This is a genomic window from Actinokineospora auranticolor, from assembly GCF_041897805.1.
GTDB lineage: Bacteria > Actinomycetota > Actinomycetes > Mycobacteriales > Pseudonocardiaceae > Actinokineospora > Actinokineospora auranticolor.
Map to the genome: position 1 here is coordinate 2,969,431 of NZ_CP154825.1, position 13,247 is coordinate 2,982,677.

Annotated in this window: 14 protein-coding genes; 7 read left to right on the forward strand and 7 right to left on the reverse strand. The window is 72.1% G+C overall.

Features of this window, described 5'->3' with window-relative positions:
- The first annotated feature begins 76 nt into the window (after positions 1 to 76).
- The 3 genes from V5P93_RS13565 to V5P93_RS13575 are packed head-to-tail and all read left to right on the forward strand — an operon-like array spanning position 77 to position 1,513.
- Positions 77 to 562 (forward strand): roadblock/LC7 domain-containing protein, encoded by a 486-nt coding sequence (locus V5P93_RS13565; protein ID WP_245931001.1) that lies wholly within the window; start codon positions 77 to 79, stop codon positions 560 to 562.
- The gene (locus V5P93_RS13570; protein ID WP_104475691.1) at positions 562 to 933 is read left to right on the forward strand and encodes a DUF742 domain-containing protein; all 372 of its coding nucleotides are present in this window, start codon (positions 562 to 564) and stop codon (positions 931 to 933) included. The genes V5P93_RS13565 and V5P93_RS13570 overlap by 1 nt, the downstream gene beginning before the upstream one ends.
- Positions 914 to 1,513, forward strand: a complete 600-nt coding sequence (locus V5P93_RS13575; RefSeq protein ID WP_181043234.1) for an ATP/GTP-binding protein — start codon at positions 914 to 916, stop codon at positions 1,511 to 1,513. Before V5P93_RS13570 ends, V5P93_RS13575 begins: the two co-directional genes overlap by 20 nt.
- Positions 1,514 to 1,671: 158 nt before the next feature.
- Here the strand turns inward: V5P93_RS13575 and V5P93_RS13580 are convergent, their stop codons facing one another.
- Positions 1,672 to 3,045, reverse strand: coding sequence for a tryptophanase (locus tag V5P93_RS13580; protein WP_104475695.1), 1,374 nt, complete (start codon positions 3,043 to 3,045; stop codon positions 1,672 to 1,674).
- 19 nt (positions 3,046 to 3,064) lie between these two features.
- The gene (locus tag V5P93_RS13585; protein WP_104475697.1) at positions 3,065 to 4,147 is read right to left on the reverse strand and encodes a tryptophan dimethylallyltransferase family protein; all 1,083 of its coding nucleotides are present in this window, start codon (positions 4,145 to 4,147) and stop codon (positions 3,065 to 3,067) included.
- 545 nt (positions 4,148 to 4,692) lie between these two features.
- Between V5P93_RS13585 and V5P93_RS13590 the strand changes: the two genes are divergently transcribed.
- The 4 genes from V5P93_RS13590 (at position 4,693) to V5P93_RS13605 (ending at position 8,964) form a co-directional block, all read left to right on the forward strand.
- On the forward strand, positions 4,693 to 6,036 hold the full coding sequence (locus V5P93_RS13590) for a hemolysin family protein (RefSeq protein ID WP_104475699.1): 1,344 nt from the start codon (positions 4,693 to 4,695) through the stop codon (positions 6,034 to 6,036).
- A gap of 364 nt (positions 6,037 to 6,400) precedes the next feature.
- Complete coding sequence (locus V5P93_RS13595; protein ID WP_104475701.1) at positions 6,401 to 7,435, forward strand: hemolysin family protein; 1,035 nt, start codon at positions 6,401 to 6,403, stop codon at positions 7,433 to 7,435.
- Between the two features lie 51 nt (positions 7,436 to 7,486).
- Positions 7,487 to 8,158 carry a DUF998 domain-containing protein gene (locus V5P93_RS13600; protein ID WP_104475703.1) on the forward strand — a complete coding sequence of 224 codons (672 nt, stop codon included), beginning with the start codon at positions 7,487 to 7,489 and terminating at the stop codon, positions 8,156 to 8,158.
- Entirely contained in the window at positions 8,155 to 8,964 is an 810-nt protein-coding gene (locus V5P93_RS13605) for a hypothetical protein (protein WP_104475705.1), read from the forward strand. Before V5P93_RS13600 ends, V5P93_RS13605 begins: the two co-directional genes overlap by 4 nt.
- Here the strand turns inward: V5P93_RS13605 and V5P93_RS13610 are convergent.
- The 5 genes from V5P93_RS13610 to V5P93_RS13630 form a co-directional block, all read right to left on the reverse strand.
- Positions 8,961 to 9,212, reverse strand: a complete 252-nt coding sequence (locus V5P93_RS13610) for a hypothetical protein (RefSeq protein ID WP_104475707.1) — start codon at positions 9,210 to 9,212, stop codon at positions 8,961 to 8,963. The two genes, V5P93_RS13605 and V5P93_RS13610, sit on opposite strands and share 4 nt — an antisense overlap.
- 60 nt (positions 9,213 to 9,272) lie before the next feature.
- Positions 9,273 to 10,268 (reverse strand): DNA topoisomerase IB, encoded by a 996-nt coding sequence (locus V5P93_RS13615; protein WP_104475709.1) that lies wholly within the window; start codon positions 10,266 to 10,268, stop codon positions 9,273 to 9,275.
- Positions 10,269 to 10,335: 67 nt separating this feature from the next.
- Positions 10,336 to 11,100: a DUF4365 domain-containing protein gene (locus V5P93_RS13620; protein ID WP_219823864.1), complete on the reverse strand. Its 765-nt coding sequence runs from the start codon at positions 11,098 to 11,100 to the stop codon at positions 10,336 to 10,338.
- An 80-nt stretch (positions 11,101 to 11,180) separates the two neighbouring features.
- Positions 11,181 to 12,023 carry a helix-turn-helix transcriptional regulator gene (locus V5P93_RS13625; protein ID WP_104475713.1) on the reverse strand — a complete coding sequence of 281 codons (843 nt, stop codon included), beginning with the start codon at positions 12,021 to 12,023 and terminating at the stop codon, positions 11,181 to 11,183.
- A gap of 22 nt (positions 12,024 to 12,045) precedes the next feature.
- A complete protein-coding gene (locus tag V5P93_RS13630) occupies positions 12,046 to 12,294 on the reverse strand; it encodes a hypothetical protein (protein WP_146107859.1) in 249 nt (82 codons plus the stop codon).
- Positions 12,295 to 13,247 lie beyond the last annotated feature (953 nt).

The window sequence follows — 13,247 nt, forward strand, 5'->3', positions numbered from 1 at the left end:
GACTCCGATCCCGACCGCGCGGGCGGAGCGGGCGAGTAGCGGGGCCTGGGACATCAACGGGGAAGGACAGCCCAAGGTGAACGACAAGATCGGTCAGGACCACCAGCTCAACTGGCTTCTGGACGACCTGGTCCGCCGGGTGGTGGGCATCCGCCACTCGGTCGTGCTCTCCGCGGACGGGCTGCTGCTCGGGCGCTCCGCCGAGCTGTCCAAGGACGACTCCGAGCACCTGTCGGCGATGGCGTCGGCGTTCCAGAGCCTGGCCCGCGGCACCGGCCGCCAGTTCGGCGGCGGGCAGGTCCGGCAGACGATCGTCGAGATGGACCACGCGTTCCTGTTCGTCACGGCCGCGGGTCGCGGCGCCTGCCTGGCCGTGCTCGGCGAGGAGGACGCGGACGTGGGCATGATCGCCTACGAGATGAACATGCTGGTCAAGCGGGTCGGCGCGCACCTGGCGTCGGCGCCGCGCGCGGGCGCCCCGGTGCTCTCCGGTGGCCCCGGCGGGCCCGGTGGTCCGGCAGGCCACGGCGGCCCCGGGTTGCCGGGCCGCCTGCCGTCGTGATGCCCGGCGACGGCGACCTGTGGGTCGACGAGGCCGCCGGACCGCTCGTGCGCCCGTACGCGATGACCAGCGGGCGCACCCGGTCGACCACGCCGAACCTCAACCTGGTCACCCAGGTCCGGTGCTCCGGGGCGGCCTCGGACACCTCCGGGTTGAGCCCGGAGCACCTGCAGATCCTGCAGCTGTGCCGGGTCCCGCTGTCGGTCGCCGAGGTGGCGGCCTACCTCAACGTCCCGCTGGTGGTGGTGAAGGTCCTCATCGGGGACCTGGTCGAGCGCGGCGACCTGGTGGCGGGCGCCCCGTTCCAGACCACGGAGATCCACGACCCCCAGTTCCTACAGGCGGTACTCGATGGCATTCGGAGGATCTGATCAGGTGAGCGACACCCCGGTGGTCCCCACCTCGCTGAAGATCGTGGTCGCCGGTGGCTTCGGCGTCGGCAAGACCACCCTGGTCAACTCGGTGAGCGAGATCCCGCCGCTGCGCACCGAGGAGGTGCTGACCGAGGCCAGCGTCGGCGTCGACGACATGGCGGGGATCGAGAGCAAGGAAACCACGACGGTAGCCCTGGACTTCGGCCGGATCACGATCAACCCGCAGGTGGTGCTGTACCTGTTCGGCACCCCGGGCCAGAACCGCTTCTGGTTCATGTGGGACGAACTGGCGTCCGGCGCCCTCGGCGCGATCGTCCTGGTCGACACCCGCAGGCTGGATTCGAGCTTCCCCTCCATCGACTTCTTCGAGCGCAGGGACATCCCCTTCGTCATAGCCGTCAACGGCTTCGACGGCTCGTTCGACCACACGATCGACGAGGTCCGCCAGGCCCTCGACGTGGACACCGGCGTCCCCATCATCACCTGCGACGCCCGGCGGCGTGAGTCGAGCAAGGAGGTGCTGGTCGAACTCGTCCAGTACACGATGACCAAGCTCCGCGAGCGCACCCCGGCCTGAGCCCGGGGTGCCCTTGGGCCCGGAAGTCCCTGTGCCGGTTGGCATCGGTTGATCATCTTGCGGTCCCGCGCGGCGATCGGCCGGCCACCGGGTTGGTCATCTTCGGCCGGGACCGTCGGTCCCGGCCGGTGGAATGGTTGCCGGGGGCGTGCGCTCGCTCAGCGCACCGGCTCGACGCGGCAGTTGAAGTGGCGTAGCAGCGGTGGTGCCTCGACGACGCGGTAGCCCGGGACGCGTTCCGGGTGTTGGGCGATTTCGGCGACCACCTCCGCCACGTACTCCAGGTGGCTCTGCGTGTAGACGCGGCGGGGGATGGCCAGGCGGACGAGTTCGTGCGGGGCCGCCTTGACGAGGTTGCCGTGCTCGTCCTCCTGACCCAGGTACAGCGAGCCCAGTTCCGCGCACCGGACGCCGCCCGCCAGGTACAGCTCCGTCGCCAGGGCGTGCCCCGGGAACCGGGACGGGGGCAGGTGGGTCAGCAGCCTGCCCGCGTTCAGGTACAGGGCGTGGATGCCCGCCGGCCGCACGATCGACACGCCCGCCGCGGTGATCAGGTTGCCCAGGTGCTCCGTCGCCGCCGCGCGGGCGCGCAGGTAGTCGGGTTGGACGACCTCCGTCAGGCCCTGGGCCAGCATCTCCAGGTCCCGGCCGGACAGGCCGCCGTAGGTGCGGAAGCCCTCGGTGGCGATCAGGGTCAGTTCGCACCGCTGGGCCAGCGCGTCGTCGCGGAGGGCGAGGAAGCCGCCCATGTGGGCGATGGCGTCCTTCTTCAGGCTCGCCACGGCACCGTCGGCCAGGTCGAACGCCAGCCGCGCGACCTGTTCCGGGGTGTGGTGGGCGTAGCCGTCCTCGCGCTGGATGACGAGCCACGCGTTCTCGGCGAAGCGGGCCGCGTCGAGGAAGAACGGGACGCCGTGCGCGCGGCACAGGTCCGACACGGCGCGCAGGTTCGCCATCGAGACGGGCTGGCCGCCGCCGCCGTTGTTGGTGATGGTCATGAGCACGACGCCGACGCGCTCGCGGTCCGGGCCGGTGAGGGCGGCGGTCAGCCGGTCGAGGTCGATGTCGCCCTTGAACGGCGCCGGGCTGTCCAGGTCGGCGGCCTCCGGGCACGGCAGGTCGACGGGCACGCCGCCCGCCAGCACCACGTTCGCCCGCGTGGTGTCGAAATGCGTGTTGCTCAGGCACAGCTGCCCCGGCGTCAACAGCGCGTTGAACAGGATCCGCTCCGCCGCGCGGCCCTGGTGCACCGGCAGGATGTGCGGGTACCCGGCGAGCTTCTCCACCGTCTCGCGGAACCGGTAGAACGACCGCGCGCCCGCGTACGTCTCGTCGCCGAGCGCGCCCGCCGCCTGTTGCGCGGCCGATAGCGCGCCGGTGCCGGAATCGCTGAGCAGGTCGATGGTGATCTCGTCGGCGCGCAGGTTGAACGGGTTGTAGCCGGCGCGGACCATCGCGACCTCGCGTTCGGCCCTGGTCAGAATCGGAATGGGTTCGACGACCTTGATCCGGTACGGCTCCATCAGCGGCATGGGCATTCCTCGGCGATTCTCACGCGGCGCTCGCGCGGGGCGCGGTCACCCCGTGCGCCTCGGCGGACAGGTACACGGTGACACCGGAGCGGGGGCGGCCCAGGCGCAGCGACACGTGCGCGACCAACCCGGTGCCGGACCCGAGTGGACGGTCGGTGACGGCGCGCACGGCCGCGCGCAGCAGGTCGGTGTCGTGCCCGTGCTTGTCCAGCACGCACGCGGTCCGCTCCAGCGCCGCGGCGTCGTCGGGCACGTAGTCCCGGATCGGGACGTAGAGGGAGAATCCGTCCGGCCGCGCCTGGCTGCCGGACAGGAACGTCGTGCTCGACACCAGCGGACGGCCCCGGAAGGTCTCGACCTCGCCGAGGATCGCGGCGAACTCGACGACCTCGACCGGGTCCGCGTCCGGGAAGGCGGACGCGAGTCGGCGGACCTCGGCCAACCCGGCGTGCCGGTGCGTCTGGTACACCTTCACCCGCGAGCGCGGGGTGTCGTCGAGGTCGAGCGCGAAGAACGAGTAAGTGTCCAAACAGGACTCTTGGCGCGCGGCGTGCGCGCGCAGGTGCGCGTAGGCGCCGGTGAAACCCAGCCGGTCGAGCCCGGCGCGGACCAGGCCGGACGCGACGGCCCGACCGGACACCTCGGGGTTGAGGTACACCTTGACCCGCACCGCCGCCGCGGTCACCACGACGGAGAACCACAGCGAGAACGCGCCCACCGGGGCCGCGGGCAGGAACAGGTCGCGGACCGCGTCGAACCGGTCCAGGGAGAGCGGGTAGCGCCGCGCCAGGCGTTCCAGGGAACGCAATCCGGCGTTCATGTTGGCCCGCGGCCCCGGTCGCCGCGCGGTGCTCTCCACCAGCAGCCGCAGCGTCGTCGAACCGTCCTCTTCGAACGCCAGCGAGTACTCGACGGGACAGTGGTCATCGGCCACATCGGACCGCCACGCGGGTGGTCGGTCGATTCCCCGTTGCCCGGCCGGGCCCAGCAGGTCGGCCAGCAGCTCGACGACCTCGTCGGCGCGCTCGGTCAGGCCCGCCGCCGCGCAGAGCCGCCGAACCTGCGCGCCGGTGTGGTCGTTCACGGAGATCGCGCGCTTCAACGCAGCACACCTTCACTCGTCGGCGTAGATCGTCACCGGGCAACGTAGGGGGTGATCTCCTGCCGGGACTACCGCCAAGTTGGTGATCGCTTCCCTGTGGTTCTTACCGAGCGTAAATGGGATCGGGGCTTTGTCGAAGCGTTGATTGGGTCACGCTTGTCCGTCTGACCAGGGCGATTCGCTCACTGAGCGTGCAATTGCGACGTGGTTCGCGGTGTGCGGTGCGGAAAGCTTTTGTTTATGTCGTACGCTGTCCAGGTGGGCTGATCAGTGGTTATTTGTAGGCCACCGAGATTTCCAGTCTACAGTGGACGTAGCCACGGTTGGTAGCGGTCCGGGCGCGCGACGCGACGGGGATCACGCCCCGGCGCTGGGCCGAACGGGTCGCGGTCCCACCGGTCGGGAGTCCTTCGTGGAAGGTGACTCACCCCCGACCGTGTTAGCGTGGGGAACATGAACGCCCCGGAAGGTGATAGTCCCGGGCCGGGTGACGCCCGGCGCCAGCGACACCGCACCCCGCTGCCCGTGAACCGACCGGAGCGCCGGTGCTGATCCTGATCGGACTGCTCTCCGTACTGCTCCTCACCGCCGCGACGGGCTACTTCGTCGCCCAGGAGTTCGCCTACGTCGCCGTCGACCGCAACCGGCTGCGCCAGCTCGCCGACGAGGGCGACCCGGCCGCCGAACGCGCCTACCGCGTCACGCAACGCCTGTCGTTCATGCTCTCCGGCGCCCAGTTCGGCATCACCGTCACCGCGCTGCTGGTCGGCTACGTGTCCGAGCCGTACCTCGGCGGCGGCATCGCCGAGCTGCTCGGCCTCGCGGGTGCGTCCGGCGCGGTCACCACGGCGCTGTCGGTGGTCCTCGCGCTGGTGATCTCGACCGTCGTGCAGATGGTCTTCGGCGAACTCGCGCCCAAGAACCTCGCCATCGCCAAGGCCGAGGCCGTCGCCCGCGCGCTGAGCCGCTCGACCCTGGTCTACCTCGCCGTGGCCGGACCGCTGATCAAGCTGTTCGACACCGTCTCGACCCGGCTGCTGCGCGCCGTCGGCATCGAGCCGATCGAGGAGCTGCCCCAGGGCGCCACCGCCGAGGACCTGCGCGGCATCATCGGCGAGTCCCGCGAGGTCGGCAGCCTCGACGCGGGCACCTCGCGGCTGCTCGAGGGCGGCCTCGACTTCCGCACGCTCACCGCGGGCCAGGTCATGACCCCGCGCGTGGACGTGCACGTGGTGCGCGCGGGCGACCCGGTGACGCGGGTGGTGGAGCTGCTGGACACGGGCCGCTCCCGGTTCCCGGTCGTCGGCGCGGACATCGACGACGTGGTCGGCGTGATCGGCATCGCCGAGGTGCTGACCGTGCCGCCCGCCGAGCGCGGCACCACCGAGGCCCGCGCGGTCGCCACGGCCCCGCTGTTCCTCCCGGAGAGCCTGCCGCTGCCGGAGGTCCTGGAGCGGCTGCGCGCCGAGCACCGCCAACTGGCCTGCGTGGTCGACGAGTTCGGCGGCTTCGCCGGGGTGGTGTCGTTCGAGGACGTCGCCGAGGAGGTCGTCGGCGAGATCCTCGACGAGGACGACCACATGGAGATCGGCGCCGTCTCCCACCCCGACGGCTCCTGGTCGGTCCCCGCCCGCTGGCGGGTCGACGAGGTCGCCGAGGTCACCGGCATCGAACTCCCGGGTGACGCGGGCTACGACACCCTCAGCGGCCTGGTCATGCAGCACCTGGGCAGGGTCCCGCGCCCGGGCGACAAGGTGGAGGTCACCGCCGCCTTGGCGGACGCCGACCTGGACGACGCGCCCCAGACCGCGGTGGTCTCGGTCACCGAAGTCCACCGCCGCGTCCCGCACACGGTCCTGGTCAGCCTCCGCCCCGAGGTGAACGCGTGACGCGCGCGCGGGAACCCCGCTCGGCGGTGCGCGGGTCGGTCCCGGCAGCCGCCCGTCCGCGCGGCGCGCGGACCTCGGCGTCGCTCCTGCTCGGCAGGCCCGCGGTCGCGCCGCGGGCCGCGGGCGATGAGGAGTCGCCGCGCTCGACTGGTCGGGCCCCGGTCGTGCTGTGCGTGGCGGTCGGTGGGGCACCGGTTTCGCGGTGGCGATCCGGTGCGGCCTCGGGCGGCTCGGCGTGTGGCCGAGCGCGCCACCACGGACCCGCCGTCGCGCGCGGTCCACGCATTTCTCCGGGAACGCCCGTCGATCGGGCGGGCGTGACCGCGGTTGTTCTCGCCAGCTCTCGTGAATCGGAAGGTGGGGCGTGAGTACCGGGCCCGCGTTGTTGGTGTCGTTGGTCCTGTTGGTGGCCAACGCTTTCTTCGTGGCGGCCGAGTTCGCGCTCGTGGCCAGCAAGCGGCACCGGTTGGAGGAGGCCGCGGCGGACGGGAGTCGGGCGGCGCGGGCGGCGGTGGCCGGGACGCGCGAGTTGTCGCTGATGCTGGCCGGTGCGCAGCTCGGCATCACGCTCTGCACGCTGGGGCTCGGCGCGCTCGCCAAGCCCGCCGTGGCCGCGTTGTTCGAGCCGTTGTTCACCGCGCTCGGGTTGTCCGAGGCGTGGGCGTACCCGATCGCGTTCGTGCTCGCCGTGGTGCTCGTCGTGTTCCTGCACATGGTGGTCGGCGAGATGGCGCCGAAGTCGTGGGCCATCTCGCACCCCGAGCGGTCCGCGCGGCTGCTGGCGCTGCCGTTCGTCTGGTTCACCCGCGTCACCCGGCCCGTGCTGACCCTGCTCAACGGCGTCGCCAACGCCACCTTGCGCGCGGTCAAGGTCGAGCCCCAGGACACCGTCGCCCAGGCCCACGGCCCCGACGACCTGCGCGTGCTGCTGCGCGAGTCCCGCGAGCACGGCCTGCTGCCCGAGCAGCAGCACCAGATGCTCAGCGGCGTGCTCCGGGTCCAGCACACCACCGTCGCCCAGGTCATGTCGCCGCGCGCGGACGTCGTCACCGTCCCCGAGTGGGCCACGGCCGCCGACATCGAGGACGCGTCCCGGGCCAGTGGCCGGTCGCGGCTGGTCGTGGTCGATGACGACGACCAGCCGCGCGGGATCGTGCACGTGCGCGAGGCCGTCCGCGCCACCATCGCGGGCGGGGCGGGGACCGCGCGCGACCTGATGAACCCGCCGCTGGTCTTGTCCGCCGACACCACCGCGGGCGACGCCGTCAGCCGCATGCGCGCCGAGCGGGCGCAGCTCGCCCTCGTCGGCGACCAGGGCGCGATCGTCGGGCTGGCCGCGCTCGAGGACCTCCTCGAGGAAATCCTCGGCGAGTTCGACGACGAGACCGACCAGGGCTGAAACGCACAGGAACCCTGCCTAGTCTGGGACAGAACAGACACGGGAGGTCGGATGCGCGCCGGTGCACTGGGCGTGGTGGGGCTGCTGGCCGGGGTCGGCACGCTCCTGCTGCTGCACGTCATCCCGCCGACCGACGCGATCAGCCCCACCACCCGCACCCTGTCCGAGTACGCCATGGGCGACAACAAGTGGCTCTTCGACCTCGCGGTGCTGCTCGTCGCGGGCGGTTCCGTGGCCGCGTTCACCGAACTGGCCCGCGCCCGCGTCGCCCGACCGGCCGCGCTGGTCTTCGGGGCGGTGTGGGTGCTGGGCCTGGTCGCGGTCGTCGCGTTCACCAAGACGAACTGGGCCGTCGGGCCGAGCGTCGGCGGCTACGTCCACCGCTACGCCAGCGTCGCCGCGTTCTTGGCGCTGCCGATCGCGGTGCTGATCGCGTCGGGCCGGGTGGTGTCGCCTTTCCCGCGGTGGACGGCGCGCGGGCTGGGGATCGTGTCGCTGCTGTGGTTCGGCACGATCGTCGTCGGCGTCGTCAACATGGCGGGCGGCGGCGAGCCGTGGTGGCGGTTCGTGCCGCTGGGGCTGGTGGAGCGCGTGATCGCCGGTAGCGCCGTCGCCGCGCTGGTCGTGCTGCTGACAGGTGTGGTGACTGGACCATCCCGCCCACAACGGGTGAGTGCGACCGGTGTCACATCGGACGTCCGACCGGCGATAGGGTCTTCGTGATCGAAGCCTGCACCGAGGAAGCCTGGCTCCCGGGCACCGCCCCGGCCGTCGGCGTCTACCCGTTCGGCCTCCCCGTCCTCCGCCGCACCCCGCGCCTGCCCGACGCCGACCGCGCGGCCGCCCTCGTCCTCGGCGTGTACCCGAGCGCCCTGCACGTGCGGTGGCGCAGGCCGGGCCACCGCCCGATCGCCTCCCTCGCCGTGGACGACGAGCCCACCATGTTCTGGACCGGCGACCAGACCACCCGCATCGACCAGTGGCGCCGGCGCGTCGACTGGCGCGACGCCTGGGGGACCGTCGGCCCCGCGGGCCCCGGCGGCGGCTCCGGTCGGCTGGTGATGACCGACGTCCTGGAGCCGCTGGGGCTCGACCCGTGCGCGACGTACTTCACCGACTGCGTGCCGACGTACTTCGTCAAGACCGGGCCGCGCCAAACCCGCGCCATGAACGAGTACGACCGCTTCGCCCTCACCACCGGTCTCCCGCTCGCGCGCCTCCCACGCCGCCCCGCCAAACCCGACCTGGTGCGGGTGGCGCTGCGCACCGAGGGGCGGGAACTGCTCAGGCAGATCCGGGAGGCCGACGCGCCGGTGGTGATCACCCTGGGCAAGGAGGCGGCGGACATCCTGGCGGGCCTGACCGGCACCGACCGGGTCCCGTTCCGGGTGACGGGCGACTACGGCAGCACCCGCGTCGTCCCCCTCGGCGGCCGGGAACTGCGCTGGATCCCCCTGATCCACCCCGGCACCCGCCACGACGTCGCCTGGCGCAACTGCCACACCCGCTGGGTCCTGTCCCGCCGCTAGCGCCTGGCCACGTCCCGCACCACGGCGGCCAACGCGGCCAACCCCAGCGCGGCTGACACGACGATCAGGGCCAACGCCGTGCCGGAGATCTCCGGTGGGGTGCAGGGGCCTCCCAGGCACTGCGTTATGGCATACCCGCCGGACCCCGGTGCGAGTGCGTCCTCGGCGACCCACCACACCACCAGCGCCAGACCGAGCAAGGCGAGACCGATCGCCGCCACCACTCCGCGCGCCCACCGCAACCACATGGTCGAACCCCCGATTCCGGGGGACAGTACCCAAGCCGCGTCTCCCGGTCTGCGACCAGGTCAGGAACGCAGCAGGCGGATCACGGCGCGTTCGAGGGGTTCTCGGACCTCGGGTGCGTCCAAGTCCCGCGCGGCCAGCCTGCGGACGGTGGGTTCGATCGTCTCGCCCGCGCGGAACGCCTCCGTCACCCGGGGGTCCACATAGGACTTGCGGGCCATCGCCGGGGTGTTGCCCAGTTGCTCCGACACCGCGCGCATCACGGCGGCTTCGGCTCGTTTGGAAGGGGGGCCGTCGTGGGTGGCGAAGGTGGTGGCGGCCAGGACGGTCGCGGTCCACGTGCGCATGTCTTTGACGGTGAAGCGGTCGCCCGCCAACTCCTTGAAGCGCTCGTTGACCTCCGCCGCGCGCAGTTCGCGCCGGTCGTGTCCGTCGCGGTAGGCGAAGAGGCGGTCGTCGTCGGCGCGGTTGCGGCGCAGCGACGAGATCAGGCGGGACAGTTCGGGGTCGCGGATCGTCGCCGACCGGTCGATGCCGCCCTTGGCCGGGAAGTCGAAGGTCAGCTCGTTGCCCTTCAGCCGCACATGGCCCCGCAGCAGGGTCGACACGCCGTGGGTGTTGTTCTCCTCCGCGTACTCCTCGCCGCCGATCCGGAACACGCCACGGTCGAGGACCCGCAGTGCCCCGGCGAGCACCCGCTCTCGTCCCAGGCCCGGCCTCGTCAGGTCTTCCAGCACCCGCGCGCGGACCTTGGGCAGCTTGTGGGCGAGGGACAGGACCCGGTCGTGCTTCTCGGCGTCCCGGTCCTCCCGCCACCGCTCGTGGTAGACGTACTGGCGGCGACCCGCGTCGTCCAGACCGACCGCTTGGATGTGGCCCGCCGGGTAGGGGCAGATCCACACCTCCCGCCACGCCGGGGGGATCACCAGGCCGCGCACGCGTTCCAGGACCGAGGGGTCGCGGACGGCGTCGCCGTCGGCGTCCACGTACCGGAAACCCCGCCCGTGCCGCACCCGCCGGATACCCGGCCCCGAGCAGTCGCTGCGCCGCAGCCGCATGTCCGCCTCCCTCCCCGTGAGCAGGTGAATTCCCCGGCGCACCGAACCGCAAACGTCGGTCGCGCCGTCATCGAGGCTCGGCGGACGCTCGCCGGACGAAGCTTTCCTCCGGCCAGAAGGTGTCGCCCAGGTTCAGCCGGTCGAAGAGCACGCTGACGGCGCCAGGTGTGTTCTCGATGACGGCAGCCAGTTCGCGGTCGGTCGCGGCCTCGACGCGGAGCGCTTGGCGGGACCGGGTCATCGCGTCGGGGTCGACCCACAGGTGGTGTTCGACCCGTCTGGCCACGTAGCTGTCGCGCGCGGCGGTGTTGGTGACGAGCGGGGGATCACCGTCAGCGGGTTCGCGGGCCCACAGAGCCGCGTCGAAGCAGGCCGCCAGCCACTGCGCCTCGCCCTTGCTCGGAATCGTGTCCGCCACCAAGGGCACGCCGGGCAGCAGACTCGGTCGACCACCGGGGTGGAAGTGCTCGACACCGTAGGGTTCCGGACACCAGTCGAGGTCGCTGTGCAGCAGGGTCGCGAACCCCTCGCCCGGGCGCTGCCAGAAGATCAGGTCCTCGCCGTGCACGTTCACCTGGTGCTGCACGATGTCCCACGGACCGAACTCGACGCCCGCCATCTCGCCCAACTGGGCCTTGCGCCACGAACGGCCGCCTTTGACCTGGATCTTGACCAGGTCGCCGGTGACCGCACCGTTCTCGGTGAACGTGACGTGCAGGTCCTCGCCGAAGTCGTTCTGGCCGTCCACCTCTTGCACGATGTGGTTGTGCCGCTCCAGGAGCGCGCGGAGTGCGTTGACCGCCGCTCTGCCGGGTCCGCGCGAGTCAGGCACTTTCGGCAACGAATCCCCCGGCTCAGTGGCGTGCGGCGATGGATCGTCCACGACGGTACGGCTTGGTCGGAGGATATCTGCTACGCGTGGGCCAGGACTCGTTGGTCGGTGTCGGTGAGGTGGGTCAGGAGGGTGGCGGTTTCCGTGCGGGTGAGGGCGGCGGCGAGCAGGGTCGCGGTCAACGCGCGGTATTCGGTGATTTCTTCCGGGGTGTCGATGGCCGGTTGGTCTCCGTCGGTGTGCACGGTTGTCGGTTCGTCGCGGAAGGCGCACAGGGTGAAGGCTCCGGTGACCAGGCCGGGGTGCATGCGGTCGAAGGGGATTACGCGGAGGTCGATGGTTTCGGCCATGGTTCGCAGGTGTTTGAGCTGGGCGCGCTGTTCGAGTGGGGACACGACTCGGCGGTGCAGGGCGGGTTCGTCGATCAGGACCGTGACGTCGACGTTCTCCCGCGCGAACAGCGTCAGCTGACGGCCCGTCGCCAGGCCGACGCGGCGGTTGTTGGGCCTGCCCGGGGTCAGCGCGTGGCGGCAGGCGACCACGGCCGCGGCGTACTCGGTGGTGCGCAGGATCTCCGGCACCAGCGCGGGTGCGTAGGTGGTGACGGTCGTCGCCCGCGCCTCCAGGTCCACCGCGTCCCGCCAGTCCGGGGTCGCGGCCAGCCCGCGCCGCCACCACCAGTGCGGCGCCGACTCGGCGAGCAGCAGGTCCAGCACCTGCCGCTCGGCGTACCCGGACACCCCCAGCGCCCGCAGGTAGTCGGTGACGTCGGTGATGTGCGGCGGCCGCTGCCCGGTCTCCAACCGGCTGACCTTCGACGGCGACCACTCCAACCGCCGCGCCAACTCGAGCGCGTGCAGGTTGGCCGCGACCCGCAGGTCGCGGAGGCGGGTGGTGGTGCGGCGGTAGCGGATGCTGCTCATGAGGGCCTTCCGGGTCGTGGGATCAGGGGTGCCGCTCGTCGGGCGGCGGTGCGAGCACGGCGTCGCGGAGGGCGGCGCGCAGGCGGCCGATGTGCAGGGGAGTGAGGTGCACGAGCCCGGCGTCGGGGGTGCGCAGGACGACCCCGTTGTCGACGGCGGTGACCTCCAGGTGCCCCCGGTGCCCGGCCTGGTCCCGGCAGGGGACGCGCACCGAACCGGGCCCACCCACCCGGATCCGACGAAGAAGGGCCCGAAGGCGGCGGTAGGTCATGGGTGGCTCCCGGAGGTGGAGGAAGGGACGCGAAGGGGATTCGGAGGCACGCGGCGCTGGTGATTGGTTCCTCCCGGGGGATGAAGGTGGCCGGACACCTTGCGGCACAAGGGGTTCGGCGCGGCGGAAGCGATGGGCGACGGCGGTCAGCGGCGCGGATCGGCGGCTGGTAGGTGGGGGCGGGTTCGGTGGAGGGGGCGGGTGGGTGAATCGGGTTCGGGGCGAGGCCGACAGAGTCGATGGGGTGGGACGTCCGGAGGGCGTGCGGGAGCTGGCGGTCGCTATCGGAGCGGTGGGGAGGGAGCGGGTTCGGCGCGGCTGTGGGCGGCGAAAGGGGCGGGGGCGTTCTGGAGGTCGTGGAGTGGGATGTGGCGCGGCGTTGGGGGTGTTGGAGGGCTGGGGTGGGTTCGGCGAGGGCTTTGGTTGGGTTGGGGGAGTGGCGCGGCGATCGCGATGGCGGCGAGTGGGTGAGGTGGGCCCGGGGGAGCCGGCGGTTTGCGGCGTTGTGGAGGTCGTGCGGGAGTGGCTGTCGGTGGGAGCCGGGCGTTGGGGAAGTTGTGCTGGCTGGGGTGGGTGGTGGCTGGGTGAGGTGAGGTCGAGGTGGGGCGAGGGACTCGATGGGGTGGGGGGCGTGAGGGCGGCGCTCGCTATGGCGGTGGGTTCGACGCGGCTGGGGATTGATGGGCCGGACGCGTGGGGGGTGTGGTGGGGGCTTCCGGGCTTCCGGGCTGGGCACCTTGAGGCGGCGGGGGAGTGGCGCGGTGGCGAAGGGGCCGGTCCGCACCCGTCGGTAGGGACGGCGGGTGCGGACCGGCCCAGGGGGCGACGGGCTCCGGGTTGGACCACGGTGGAGGTGGCGTGGTCGTGGCCGGGGGAGCCCGTCGCGGTCCGGGGGTGGCAGGCTCATTGTGTGCTATCGGTGGTCGGGCTGATCATCGGGTGTTGCTATCCCT

What these genes read in the sequence shown, in the direction of transcription:
- V5P93_RS13610 (WP_104475707.1), bottom strand. Translation starts at nt 9,212, where the DNA reads ATGTGGTTGCGGTGGGCGCGCGGAGTGGTGGCGGCGATCGGTCTCGCC.
- V5P93_RS13575 (WP_181043234.1), top strand. Translation starts at nt 914, where the DNA reads ATGGCATTCGGAGGATCTGATCAGGTGAGCGACACCCCGGTGGTCCCC.
- V5P93_RS13600 (WP_104475703.1), top strand. Translation starts at nt 7,487, where the DNA reads ATGCGCGCCGGTGCACTGGGCGTGGTGGGGCTGCTGGCCGGGGTCGGC.
- V5P93_RS13580 (WP_104475695.1), bottom strand. Translation starts at nt 3,045, where the DNA reads ATGCCGCTGATGGAGCCGTACCGGATCAAGGTCGTCGAACCCATTCCG.
- V5P93_RS13615 (WP_104475709.1), bottom strand. Translation starts at nt 10,268, where the DNA reads ATGCGGCTGCGGCGCAGCGACTGCTCGGGGCCGGGTATCCGGCGGGTG.
- V5P93_RS13625 (WP_104475713.1), bottom strand. Translation starts at nt 12,023, where the DNA reads ATGAGCAGCATCCGCTACCGCCGCACCACCACCCGCCTCCGCGACCTG.
- V5P93_RS13570 (WP_104475691.1), top strand. Translation starts at nt 562, where the DNA reads ATGCCCGGCGACGGCGACCTGTGGGTCGACGAGGCCGCCGGACCGCTC.
- V5P93_RS13630 (WP_146107859.1), bottom strand. Translation starts at nt 12,294, where the DNA reads ATGACCTACCGCCGCCTTCGGGCCCTTCTTCGTCGGATCCGGGTGGGT.